At 61.7% G+C, this 12336-nt stretch carries 13 protein-coding genes; 2 read left to right on the top strand and 11 right to left on the bottom strand.

The features are described 5' to 3' along the window. Positions 1 to 95 precede the first annotated feature (95 nt). On the top strand, positions 96 to 377 hold the full coding sequence (locus QCE79_RS23585; RefSeq protein ID WP_250494233.1) for a hypothetical protein: 282 nt from the start codon (positions 96 to 98) through the stop codon (positions 375 to 377). Positions 378 to 440: 63 nt separating this feature from the next. Here QCE79_RS23585 and QCE79_RS23590 read toward each other — a convergent pair whose 3' ends face one another. The 9 genes from QCE79_RS23590 to QCE79_RS23630 all read right to left on the bottom strand — a co-directional run bounded on the left by QCE79_RS23590 (position 441) and on the right by QCE79_RS23630 (position 7665). Beyond that, complete coding sequence (locus tag QCE79_RS23590) at positions 441 to 1721, bottom strand: MSMEG_0569 family flavin-dependent oxidoreductase (RefSeq protein ID WP_309848199.1); 1281 nt, start codon at positions 1719 to 1721, stop codon at positions 441 to 443. 27 nt (positions 1722 to 1748) lie between these two features. Next, the gene (locus tag QCE79_RS23595) at positions 1749 to 2033 is read right to left on the bottom strand and encodes an MSMEG_0570 family nitrogen starvation response protein (RefSeq protein WP_250468704.1); all 285 of its coding nucleotides are present in this window, start codon (positions 2031 to 2033) and stop codon (positions 1749 to 1751) included. Between the two features lie 12 nt (positions 2034 to 2045). Beyond that, the gene (locus QCE79_RS23600) at positions 2046 to 3203 is read right to left on the bottom strand and encodes an MSMEG_0565 family glycosyltransferase (protein ID WP_309848200.1); all 1158 of its coding nucleotides are present in this window, start codon (positions 3201 to 3203) and stop codon (positions 2046 to 2048) included. Next, a complete protein-coding gene (locus QCE79_RS23605; protein WP_309848201.1) occupies positions 3200 to 4171 on the bottom strand; it encodes a sll0787 family AIR synthase-like protein in 972 nt (323 codons plus the stop codon). The genes QCE79_RS23600 and QCE79_RS23605 overlap by 4 nt, the downstream gene beginning before the upstream one ends. After that, entirely contained in the window at positions 4168 to 4719 is a 552-nt protein-coding gene (locus QCE79_RS23610; protein WP_244829951.1) for an MSMEG_0567/Sll0786 family nitrogen starvation N-acetyltransferase, read from the bottom strand. The genes QCE79_RS23605 and QCE79_RS23610 overlap by 4 nt, the downstream gene beginning before the upstream one ends. 2 nt (positions 4720 to 4721) lie before the next feature. After that, a complete protein-coding gene (locus tag QCE79_RS23615; protein ID WP_309848272.1) occupies positions 4722 to 5792 on the bottom strand; it encodes an MSMEG_0568 family radical SAM protein in 1071 nt (356 codons plus the stop codon). Then, a complete protein-coding gene (locus tag QCE79_RS23620; RefSeq protein WP_309848202.1) occupies positions 5785 to 6789 on the bottom strand; it encodes a Nit6803 family nitrilase in 1005 nt (334 codons plus the stop codon). Before QCE79_RS23620 ends, QCE79_RS23615 begins: the two co-directional genes overlap by 8 nt. Positions 6790 to 6794: 5 nt before the next feature. Continuing rightward, positions 6795 to 7277 carry an MSMEG_0572/Sll0783 family nitrogen starvation response protein gene (locus tag QCE79_RS23625; protein WP_244829948.1) on the bottom strand — a complete coding sequence of 161 codons (483 nt, stop codon included), beginning with the start codon at positions 7275 to 7277 and terminating at the stop codon, positions 6795 to 6797. A 103-nt stretch (positions 7278 to 7380) separates the two neighbouring features. After that, positions 7381 to 7665, bottom strand: a complete 285-nt coding sequence (locus QCE79_RS23630) for a hypothetical protein (protein ID WP_309848203.1) — start codon at positions 7663 to 7665, stop codon at positions 7381 to 7383. On the opposite strand from QCE79_RS23630, the gene QCE79_RS23635 reads away from it, so the two are divergent. Then, positions 7648 to 9039: a PLP-dependent aminotransferase family protein gene (locus QCE79_RS23635; RefSeq protein ID WP_250494240.1), complete on the top strand. Its 1392-nt coding sequence runs from the start codon at positions 7648 to 7650 to the stop codon at positions 9037 to 9039. The genes QCE79_RS23630 and QCE79_RS23635 overlap by 18 nt on opposite strands. A 58-nt stretch (positions 9040 to 9097) precedes the next feature. Here the strand turns inward: QCE79_RS23635 and QCE79_RS23640 are convergent, their stop codons facing one another. Both QCE79_RS23640 and QCE79_RS23645 read right to left on the bottom strand, forming a co-directional pair. After that, positions 9098 to 10906: a tetratricopeptide repeat protein gene (locus QCE79_RS23640; RefSeq protein ID WP_309848204.1), complete on the bottom strand. Its 1809-nt coding sequence runs from the start codon at positions 10904 to 10906 to the stop codon at positions 9098 to 9100. Between the two features lie 341 nt (positions 10907 to 11247). Beyond that, complete coding sequence (locus tag QCE79_RS23645; RefSeq protein WP_309848205.1) at positions 11248 to 12306, bottom strand: hypothetical protein; 1059 nt, start codon at positions 12304 to 12306, stop codon at positions 11248 to 11250. Positions 12307 to 12336: the final 30 nt, after the last annotated feature.

Raw genomic sequence — 12336 nt, forward strand, 5'->3', positions numbered from 1 at the left:
GTGTTGATCGTAACAAAATATCTGGACCTTTGCACGGACCAGTGTTTTAATATGTGTGTCGATCATTACACAATTCAGTTTTCTGGAGCATCAACATGAAATCATCTATTACCGCCCTGGCCGCCGCGTTCGTTCTGGCCACGCCGCTGGCTTCGTTTGCGCAAACCGCCGCGCCTGTCGTGTCGCAAGCGAGTCCGGTTTATTCGGTGTTCGTGGATCAACCCACGGGCTACACGTTCGTGAAGATGCCGGCCGGCTGGAAGTTCGTCGGCGCCGTATCGGCGGAAGACACGCAGCATCTGCCTGCCACCGTGCTGACGTCCGGCGCCATGCCCGCCGACTATGCACAGCTCAATAGCGCTGCATCGGTGAAGTAAATGTGTGGCCAAGGCCCGCTTCGTTGTTCGTTTTAGCGCGGGCCGTTTCACTCGCGTCGAGCATCAGGCGCACGCGATCGATATCTGATCGACCGTGGCGGCCCGTTCGGCACAGATCGCATCGACGATAAATTGCGCGTCGCGCGCGACGCCCGAAAAGCGGCCCGAGCCCCATGTATGCAACCACGGCAAACCCACGAAGTAGATGCCGGGCGTGGCTGTCACGCCGCGCCGGTGCGTCGGGTAGCCGCGTCCGTTGAAGACCGGCGCATCGAGCCAGCTGAAGTCCGGCGTGAAGCCGATGCACCACACCACCGACGTGATCCCGCTGTCCGTCAACGCAAGCTCGGTGCGCTCGTCTTGCGGCTGCCACATGGGTTCGTAGCGTTCGCCTGCGGGTGCGTCGATGCCATGCTTGTCGATGAAGCCATCGATACTCATGTTGATGCGGTTGTAGATATCGTCGGCTTCGTCGAGATTCGCGCGCAGGTTGGGCGCAAAACGCAGCTTGCCATCGCGGAGATCCTGCAGCCGCCCGAACAATTCCATGCCTTCCTGTGCAAAGCGGCGCAGGTCGATGTCGCGGCCGCCGTCGCGTCCCGTCACGTAGTGATTGGTGTTGTCGCGCACGCCTTCGCGCAACGGATGATCCGTCACGGGCATTTCGTAGTAGCGCATGTCCGCGAGCCAGTCGACCACGTCGCGTCCGCGATAAAACCGCGCGCAACGCGGCGCTTCGCCCACGGCGAGATGCACCTTGCGTCCCGAGAGATGCAAGTCCTCCGCGATCTGCGCGCCCGACTGGCCCGATCCGACGACGAGCACCGCGCCCGGTGGCAACTGATCCGCATTGCGATATTCCGACGACTGCACCTGCGCGATCTCCTGCGGCAAGCGTTCGGCCATGCGCGGGACGATAGGCGTGTGATAGCCGCCCGATGCCACCACGATCTGATCCGCCGTGAACTCGCCCTGCGTGGTCTTCACGGCATAGCGGCCCGCTGCATCACGTTGCACGCGTAACACGGCGGTCTGCTCGAGCACGGGTGCATTGACCTTCGCGATGAAGCCATCGAGATAGTCGATGATCTCATCCTTCTTCATGAAGCCATGCGGGTCCGCGCCGGTGTACGGGTAGCCCGGCAACGCGCATTGCCAGTTCGGCGTGACGAGGCAGAAGGTATCCCAGCGCTGCGTGCGCCAGGTATGCGTGACGGTCGCTTTCTCGATCACGAGATGATCGATGTTCGCCTGCTGCAGAAAGTAGCTGACCGACAGCCCGGCCTGCCCGCCGCCAACGACGATCACGCTGTAGTGCGTCTCTGTGGAAGTGACGTTCGACATGTTCCGATTCCCTTTGATCCAAGGACTTCAATCGAGCGCGAGCACGGTGACGAGCGCGCCGGGTCTTGCATCGAAGCGGCCCGCGTCGGCTTCGATCTGCGCAAGTTGATCCATCGCGGCCGAGCACGCGAAGCCGTACTTCTCGCGCACGCGCTCGGAGCCTATCGTCAGCGCCTCGCGTGAGCGCGCGACGAAGTCATCGACGGGATAGGTGTTGCCCGGTGTGAAGAATTCGCCGACAACCGTGGACGGCGAATAACAGTTCGCTTCGACGCCATCGGGCCAGCGAATTCGAAAGTGCATGACAGGCATGGTGGCGTTCCTTTAGACGGTCGTGAGCGGCAGGCTTTGCAGCCACTTGCCGTAGATGTCGAGATGATGCGCAGCGCTCGCCTGCCATGTGTAGCGGTCGAGCAAGGCCGGCACGGCTTGATCGAAATCGATGTCGTGTGCACCGTCCATTGCTTTTGCAAGCGCCTTGGCAATCGAAGCGGCGTCATGTGGATCGGTAAAGATGCAGGTTCGATCGTCGAGATAGTCGGTGAAGGGTTCGATATGCGAGACCATGACGGGTTTGGCGCTCGCCAGCGCTTCGAGTACGACCAGGCCGAAGCCTTCGCGTAGCGAGATCATGGCGACGACATCGGCGATGCTGAACAGCGCGGGCATCTGATCGTCGGGCAAGGGACCGGTAAGGATCACTTGCGTGTGATCGAGGCGGAGCTCGGCCGCACGCGCAAGAAAGCGGCGCGTGTAGGCGTCGTGGTCGAGCAGGCTCGCGCCGCCGGCAAGCACCAGTTGCGCCGATGGCCGTTGCGCACGCAGCAGCGCAAACGCTTCGAGCAGCATGAGCGTGTTCTTGCGCGCCTCTATGCCGCCCACAGCCAGCACGACCGGCCCCGCGCCTATCGCGAAGCGCTTGCGTAACTCGTCGCGCTGTCGGTCCGCGCGCGCCGCATAACGCGTTCTGTCGATGCCGTTTCTCACCGTGCGCGCATGCACGCCATGCGTGTCGTACATCGTGCGCGTCCATGCATCGCTGACGCAGAGCACGGCGTCGGCGTCTTGCCACGCGCGACGTTGCCAGTGCGAAAGACGCGCATCGTCGAAATTGTCGAGATGATGAACGGTACGCACGAATCCCTTGATGCAGCCTTCCGCTTTAAGCTCGGCGAGCGCATTGCCGCCAATGCTGTCTTGCGCATGGAGAACATCGAAGCTCTCCGCGCCTTCTTCGATCAGCGCATGTTTCAGCGCGCGGATGCGCTCATCGACCATTGCGACGAGACCATCGCGCGTTCCGGCCACGCGCGCCAGCACCACGCGGCACGGCGATGCGCGGAACATGGATTCGCCTTCACGCGCGGGCGCAAAGATCGTCACGAGGTGGCCGCTTTCGTGGAGCGCACGCGCGAGTTCGAGGCTATGCACGACACCCCCGCGCGGATTCACCGAATGCGTGAGCAAGCCTATGCGCATCATGTCGCACTCCTCGCGCAAATGAAGCCTTCTTCGCGCAGATTCCATAACAGCGCGCTTTCCCCGCCACGTTCGACGACCACTTCGCGCGACGCATCCACCGAGCCGATCGCGGCGCACGCCAGCGAACGGGCTTCGAAACGCGCGCGCACGGCATCGGCATGTTCGGGGCGCACCGACAGCACGAAGCCGAAGCTCGGAAAGGCGGTGAGCCAGCGTTCGAGGTCGGCGTCAGCGGGACGCGGGATGGCATCGAGATCGATACGCGCGCCCGCCTTCGAACATTCGAGCAGCATGAGCGCGGTGCCGAGCGCGCCCGCCATGCTGATGTCCTTGGCTGCATCGCAGAGTCCGTCTTCGGCGAGCGCGGGCAGTATCTCGAAGTCGTCGCGCGCACGGCCTTGCGGCGCATCGGTCGACGCATTCCAGAACGGATACGGGTCTTCATACTTGCCGCGCAGATCGACGGCCATGAGAAGCGCGTCGCCGGGTCGTGCATCGAAACTCGTCAAGAGCTTGCGGGCGCGGCCGAGAATGGCCACCGCGAGTTGCGCGCCGTCGCTCTGCACGTTGCTATGTCCGCCGACGACAGGCACGCCGTACGTCGCCGATGCAGCCGTCATGCCCGCGAGCACTTCGGAGGCGTCCTCGATGTTCGCGTTCCATAACGCATCGACTACGGCGAGCGGGCGGCCGCCCATCGCGTAGATATCGCTCACGTTGACCATGACCGCGCTATAGCCCGCGAACCACGGCATGGCGCGCACGAAGTCACTGACCATGCCTTCGATGGCGAAGAGCAGAAAGCCGTCGCCATCGCGAATGGCCGCGCAGTCGTCGCCGATTGCAACCGCTTGCGAAAGATCGATACGGTTGTCGGGCAAGCGGCTCACGACATCCGCGATATCGCGCTTGTGGCGAAAGCCGCGGCTCTCGCGCAAACGCTCGACCAGTGCGGACAACGTGCTCATGACGGCTTGCGGGCCAGCGCGACGAAGCCGCTTTGCGGCGTGACGCACGGCGGATACGCATCGAGTTGCGCCTGCATCAGATGATGCGGGCGCCCGAAAATGGCTTCCTCCTTCAGCGAATCCCAGCGCAGGCGCGCAAAGAGCGGCGCGTTCTGCGACTGCACGTGCGCGAGAAACGTCTCGCAGCCCAACGCATGCGCGCTCGATACCGCAAGCCGGATCAAGGTCGCGCCGATCTTCGCGTGCGAGCGAAACGCAGCGTGCACGGCAAGGCGCGAGCCGAACCACACGCCGGGCTCTTCCTCGTGGATGCGCACCGTGCCGACGACCTGTTCCGGCATGCCCGCCACGCAACTCAGCGCGACGAGCAGTTGCGCGCGTTCGTCGATAGCGTCGCGGTCATCGCCGATGAATATTCCTTGCTCCATGCAGAACACCGCGCGCCGCAGCTTGTAGGCTTCGCTCGCTTCCCACGACAGCGTCGCCCACTTCACGCGATATTCGACCGGCGAGTAATCGAGATCGGGCACATCGGCTTCGACGAACATGATCACACCTCGTACGATGAAAGCGACGAACACGCGCCGCACTTGCCGCAGCCGGCCTTGATATCGGTCGAGCGCATCTGTGCTTCGGCGAGCATCGAGCCGATGGGCGCCAGCACCGAACGCATGAATTCCGGCTCCGGCGCGGGATGGTCTTCGAGCGGCGTGCCGCTGATCGGCACGAACGGCACGACGAACGGATACACGCCGAGCGCAATCAACTCGCGCGACATGTCGATGATCGACTGCGCGCTATCGCCGAGGCCGGCGAGAATGTACGTGCTGACCTGTCCGCGTCCGAAGACGGCGACGGCTGCCTTGAACGCTTCCACGTAACGCGACATCGGCACGCTGGCCTTGCCCGGCATGATGCGATCGCGCACGGCGGGCGTCACCGCTTCGAGATGCATGCCGAGCGTATCGATGCCGCTTGCCTTCATGCGCTCGAACCAGCGGTCGTCATCGGGCGGTTCGCACTGCGCCTGAATCGGCAGATCGACGGCGGCCTTGATGGCGAACGCGCTGTCGCACAGCACTTTTGCGCCGCGATCCGGCGTGGGCGGCGTGCCGGTCGTGAGGACCATATGCTTCACGCCATCGAGCAGAACCGCCGCGCGCGCCACTTCGGCAAGCTGCTCGGGCGTCTTGTGCGCGATGGTGCGCCCCGCCGCGAGCGATTGCCCGATCGCGCAGAACTTGCACGACTTGCGGCGGCTTTCATAGTGGATGCAGGTTTGCAGCACCGTCGTCGCGAGCACGTCCTTGCTGTGCAAGGTGGCGATGTGCGAGTACGGCACGCCGTCGAGCGTCTGCATCGCATAGAAACGCGGCGCTTTGGGGAAGCTGATGCTCGCGATAGGGATCGCATTGCGCATCAACGCGCTCGTGCCGTTCGCGTCCGCTTCGCCCGCGACGAAGGGCGAGTTCCACGCGGTGCTCGTATGCACGGGCACCATGATCGTCACGCCATCGACGGTGACGGCCTTATGATCCGATGGCCCCGCGCCGCCGCGCCGGCTCGAAACGCCGGCGCGCGGATCGACGAGCCGCAGGCCCGCCGACTGAAGCTCAGTCATCAATTGCCGGCTCGACGCTGGCAGGTTCTCTCTGGCGCTCATCGTATGAGGCTCCGGTGAATGGCATGACGGGCATGGCGGGACGGTCGTTAATCGCAAGACTCAGCAACTCGGGTCGCGCGTAATGGCCGACCGAATCCATCATGCGTTTGCGCTTGGTGATGAGCGACATGTCCAAATCGGCGATGACCATGCCCTCGCCTTCGCGCAACGGCTCGACCACGTGCTGGCCTTCGGGCGAAACAATCGCGGTGTTGCAGCCGCCACGCAGCGCGCGCTGCAGATTCGGATCGGGCGTGATGGCTTCGATCTGCGCCTCGGTGAGCCAGCCCGTCGCGTTGACGACGAAGCAGCCGGACTCCAGCGCGTGATGACGGATCGTCACTTCGATCTGATCCGCGAAGATCGGCCCGACGAGCGAGCCGGGAAACTGACTGCAGTGGATCTCTTCGTGCTGGGTCATCAACGCATAGCGCGCGAGCGGGTTGTAGTGCTCCCAGCAAGCAAGCGCACCGACACGTCCAATGCTCGTATCCACGACCTTGAGACCCGCTGCATCGCCCTGTCCCCAGACCATGCGTTCGTGATACGTCGGCGTGATCTTGCGGCGCTTGAGCAACAGCTTGCCGTCGGTATCGAAGATGAGTTGCGCGTTGTAGAGGCTGCCGTGATCGCGTTCGTTCACGCCGAGCACGACCACGATATTGCCGAGCCGCGCGCGTTCGGCGACTGCATGCGTGACCGGTCCCGGCACCACGACCGCCTGTTCGTAAAGCTTCATGTGATCGGCGCCCATGGCAATCGGCGCGCGCACGAACGAGAAGTACGGGTAGTACGGCACGAAGGTTTCGGGGAACACGATCAACTGCACGCCTTTCGCGGCGGCTTCGTCGATAGCCGTGCACACCTTGTCGAGCGTTCCGTCGGGCCGCTCGAAGTCGGGCGTGATCTGCACGGCCGCCGCGCGGACGATGCGTTTTGCGCTCTGTGCGGCCATGATCGTCAGACGGTCCACGTATGAATGATCAGCGCGTTATCCTTTCGATGGAGCAGCTGGATGTCGAGGACATCGAGCGGACTGATCGGCCGGATGCCTTCGATCAACGACGCTTCGCCGTGCCCATACAGCGCTTGCAACGCGAATCGGCATGCATAGACCTTGCCGCCTTCGGCCATGAACTTCTGTAGTTGCTTGTTGAAGTTGAGATGACCGGGGAAGGCTTCGTCGCCAAGCGTGGGAAAGCCGCGTTGCAGACCGAGCGTGACGCCGGGGCCGTAGAGCAGCACGGAAGTATCGAAACCCTTGCGTTGCAGACGCGTTGCCTGCAGCAGATTCACGAAGCCGATCGAGCCTTCGAACGCGACCGTATGAAACGTGACGAGCGCTTTTTCGCCGGGCTCGGCTTTGACATCCTCGAAGACCTTCTCTTCGTAGTCGACCAGATAATCGCCGTTCTTGTGAAGCGGTTGCGTGACTGCGGGCATGGCATTCTCCGATGGTGGTGTCTGATATGGCGCGCATCGAGTTGTCGCGACGGCGAGCCTACAAACGCAACGGATATGCCAATGATTGGCCCGCGAAATGCAATCACTTCGCGATCAATAAAAAGCGCTGCGGCGATGCGCGCCGAAAAAATTTTCGCGCGCCATGATGGGTAACGCTTCGCGACGTATTGTCGATGCGATCAATGAAGATCGCGCGCACGAATTCGGCGCAGACACGCATGGCGCTGGTGCGCGCGACACCGAAGCCGTGCATCGATGCGATCAATGCAATCAACTTGCCCAGGCTTATGCGATCTTTTTTGATGCGGCATGCTTGGCTGATCGCATGCACACAAGGGAGATCGCGCCTATGAATCAGCCCGCGCATCACTGGATCAGGAAGCTCGAAGAGAGCCGCAAGCCTGCTTATCTGACGATTCCCGATCTCATCGAGGAAGATCTCGCGAGCGGTCGCTTGCGTCCGCGCGATCGTCTGCCGGGACTGCGCGATCTCGCCGACGTCCTGAACCTCAACTACACGACCGTGGCGCGCGCTTATGCGGAAGCACGCAAACGCGGGTTGCTGGATCTGCGCGCGGGCAGCGGCACCTTCGTGCGCGGCCGAACGCAGACCTTGCCGCTGGCGGGCGGCAGCAGCGTCGAGATGTCGATGAACATGCCGCCCGAGCCGCCTGGGTTGACGGCGCGCTTGCGGGCATCGGCGGCCAGTCTGATGCAGAGTGCGGACCCGTGGCAGTTGTTGCGCTATCAGGACTTCGGCGGGACGGCGGCGGATCGCGCGGCGGGCCGTGCGTGGCTGCGCATGCGACTGCCCGATTGCGAGGACGATACGGTGCTCGTCTGTCCCGGCATTCATAGCGCGTTGGTGGCGCTTGTTTCGCAGCTTGCGCGACCGGGCGAGATGATCTGTCTCGATACGCTGGCGTATCCTGGCATCAAGGCTATCGCATCGCAACTCGGGGTTCGCTTGCAGGCGTTGCCGCGCGACGACGAGGGGCCGCTGCCGCATGCGTTCGAAGCGCTTTGCAAGACGGAGAAGCCAGGCGGCTTCTACTGCAATCCGACCTTGCAGAACCCGAGTACGTTGACCATCAGCGCGCAACGACGCGAGGCATTGGCGGATGTCGCCATGCGCTATAACGTGCCGATCATCGAGGATGAACCGTACGGCATGTTGCCGCTCGATGCGCCCGCGCCGCTTGCCGCGCTCGCGCCCGAGCTGACTTATCACGTCACGGGCTTATCGAAGACCTTCGGTGCGGGCTTGCGCGTGGCGTATCTCAAGGCGCCGACGCCACGGCAGACGCAGCGTATCGCTGGCGCGTTGCGCGCGACGACGGTGATGCCGAGCCCATATACGGTGCTGCTGGCGACGCACTGGATCAACGACGGCACCGCCGCCGACGTGCTCGATGCCATGCGCGAGGAATCGATCGCGCGGCAGGCGATTGCGGCGCAGGCGTTGCGCGACTTTCCGTATAGCGCGCATCCGCATGGCTTTCATCTCTGGTTGCCCGTGCCCGACTTGTGTGACTGGAGCGCTTCGGAATTGGCGTTGCAGTTGCGTAATCAGGGGATCGGAGCCGTTGCGGGCGCGGCGTTTTCAACGGATGGCAATCCGCCTAATGCGTTGCGCTTGTGTCTGGGTGGACCGCAGAATCGCGAGGATTGCAGGGAGGCTTTGAAGCGGGTGGCCGATATGCTGGCCGATCCGCATCATTTGCATATGCCGATGCTTTGAGGGGTGTTGACGAAGCCACGCATATGAGCCGCCGCCCCCATGGCGCAGGGCTTGTCGATTAGCTCGTGACCGAAGCCATTGCGAGCTTGATCAGACTGTCTCGGACGCGCTCTATCACTTCATCCCAATCGCCACGCCGCTTCTGCCGAAACAACCGCGCAGACGGATACCAGGGCGAGTCTTCGCGATCATCGAGCCAACGCCAGTCACCCGAGAATCGATTCAATATCCATACCGGCTTTCCAAGCGCACCTGTCAGATGGGCGACGGATGTATCGACGCTGATCACCAGATCCAACTGCTCGATGATGCACGCCGTATCGACCAAGTCGTTGGCGTCGTTCATCAGGTCGATGACTTCGCCATGCGGTGAAACCTCGGCAAGCTGCGTTCGGGGTTTGCCGTGCTGCAAGCTGAAGAAAGTCACGCTGGGGTTACCCAGCAGCGGAAGGAGGTTCCGAAAGTGTAGCGATCGCAAAGCATCGAGTTTCGTTTGATCGGGACCGCTCCTGAAATTGCCAAGCGCGGGCGAACCCGCCCAGGTAAGCCCAACTTTCAAGGATCGTCGCGCACTCAACCCGCTCATGCGCTTGGCCCAAGCTTCGAGACGCTCACTTGGCAGCTTAACGTACGGCGCCCGCCAAGGAATGCCATGTAGCGTCATATGCATGAGCCCCGGAACACTCATCGAGAAGCACCAGCGGTCGTAATCGGCTGCGCCGGGTTGCACACCGATATCGATGATGGAATCGATACCTTCGACGCCCTGAAACAATGCGAAAAGCCCGTGATTACAGGCCACTGTCAATCGAGCGACGCCCGCCGTTTTGAGGAGCGGCATGAAACGCACGAACTGAATTGCATCACCGAGGCCCTGCTCGAAAACAACTAGTAAAGACTTGTCCTGAAGGGACTCGCCTTGCCACGCGACAATCGACACCGCCCTTGCCTTCCGTTCTATCAAGCCAAAAGTGGCGTAGTCAAACGAGTCGGAGTTCCTTTCTTCGAAAAATTCCCACCCTTCTTCATATCGACCCATTCTCAACAGCAGGATGCCAAGACCAACCTTAGCCCCCGCACTCTGCGGACGCAGGGCAATCGCCTCGCGCAACCAGGCTTCCGCCTCCTGTAGTCGGTTGAAATCGGTGAGCAAGGCACTCAGATTTAGACGGGCTTCGAACGATTCGGGTTGCAGAGATATCGCTCGGCGAAGGCACAGTTCGGCTTCGGCCCACTCGCCACGCCGCTGCTGCACAAGCGCTACCCCGCAATGCCCAAAGCCGTTAGTTGGATCGAGAGCCAAAACTTGCCGGTACGAAGCAAGAGCTTCATCGTCGCGGCCGGCGTTGAACATCACGTCGCCGAGTAGGCAGTGTGCCTCGGTCGCCGTCGGGCGAATCTCGATAGCTCGTCTGCTTATCTCTTCAGCCTCTGTGAGACGGCCACGCGATCGCGCTATTGCTCCAAGACTGATATGTGCGTCGAAATGTTGCGGCTGAAGGGCGATGACGTCGTGAAAAGCAATTTCAGCGAGATCGGCACGGCCACTATCTCGCAATATGCAGCCGAGCACATGACTTGCCATTGCAAAGCCTGGGCGAAGTGTCAACGCGCGGCGAACCAGCGGCTCAGCGTCGGCAATGCGTTTGAGCTGGAACAGGACGGCGCCGAGATTGAGCGCGATATCCGCAGAATCGGGTCGAAGTTCAATGGCCCTGCGTAATATGACTTCTGATTCCGCCAAACGCCCGACCTGCATGAGAAAGACGCCGAAGTTGTTATGTGCGGCAGGAGAATCTGGACGTAAGGCTAGTGCTTCTCGAAACGCCTTTTCGGTTTGCGTTACCGTTGCATCTTGCGTACTCATTTTTGAATCCATCTATACGTTGCAGGCCTTCTATTTCCGCGCCATTGCAAATGGGATAAGTCCACGCGGCTGATCCTGCTTTCTTTTTGTAACGACGACTTCCTTAGTTGTGGTTTCACTGATTTGAAACGCTAAGGTAGTCCGTCACGAAACTTATGGATCAGTCGCTGAGTCGTTCATACCAGACGTAATAATTCAAAGCCTCTGCGACGTGGCGGCAGCGGGCTATCCAATAGGTCATGAAAGATAAAGAATTGCCTGGATTGATTTGCGCGTTACTCGAGATTTGACGCCTACCACCTACAAAGCGGAACCATGAACACAAAATATTCAAAAAACCTCTATCGCGCCCCATAGCTCCTAACAGAATACGCCTGCACCAATCCCTGTACGAGCTCGTTCGACACATAATGCGGCCCATCGAAAAGATAGGTTTTATATCCGCGATAAGCATCGATCTGCGGCTTCAATTCATCGACCGTTGCGGAGCGGAATCCGCCACCGACATTCGGTCGAAACGCCTCCGCGATTATTCTCACGCGATGGCGCCCCAGGCGCGCCGCAAGCTGATCCGCATATTGCCGCGCTACTCGCGGTTCGCGCGCATAGACGCCGCATCCGTCCTGCAAGAGCACACCGACATCGCGCGGCAGCCAGCCATCGAGCCATTCGGCGATCGCATTCCCACCCACGTTCGCGCGATCGTAGACGCTGATCCAGAGTGGCCGGGGCAACGCATCGAGCAAGGTGCGCAGCGCGCTCGCATCCTGCCAGGTCGGATCGATCTCGACGGGAAAGTAGTAGCCCGTCACGTGCACCGGCAAGACGACATCCGCCAGACGCATCGACTCGATGGAAAGCTGCGCCGCATTCGCACGCGCCACCGCTTCGCTGAAACGTCCCGACAAGCCGATGATCACATCGCGTGCCCAAGGCTCACGTCCAATGCGCTCCCAGTCCGGCATGCGCGGCGCCGGCCGAAAGCCCGCGCCGGGCACGAAGGAGATGCCATCGACCGCCGTCCATTGGACGATCAGTTCGTGCGCGCCAAGCTTGTCCCAGTCGCCGTGCGGATCGTAAAACGTGTTGTCCGGCTGCCAGACGATGCCTGAGACGATGCGCGGCGGTTGCGCCGGCGCCGCGCTCGCGAAGCATATCGATGCGAACACGCACGCCGTCGTCATCACACGGATAACGGCGCGCGAAGTCCGCGCGGGCAACGCGCTTGCGGTTGCATCTGCCTGCGAGCCCAATCCAGGCGACTGATCGACGCCGCCGCCCGCACTTACACGCGACGAAGCAAGCGACCGAGCGCCGCGCGCACTGCGCCCCGCGAACAACGAAGCGCGTAATCGCCGTGCAAACGCATGACCCGCGAACATGTCATAAACCTCGTACATGCAAGACCTGCACTGCATCCAACCCATCGG

It is taken from the genome of Caballeronia sp. LZ003, assembly GCF_031451465.1.
Taxonomy (GTDB): Bacteria; Pseudomonadota; Gammaproteobacteria; order Burkholderiales; family Burkholderiaceae; genus Caballeronia.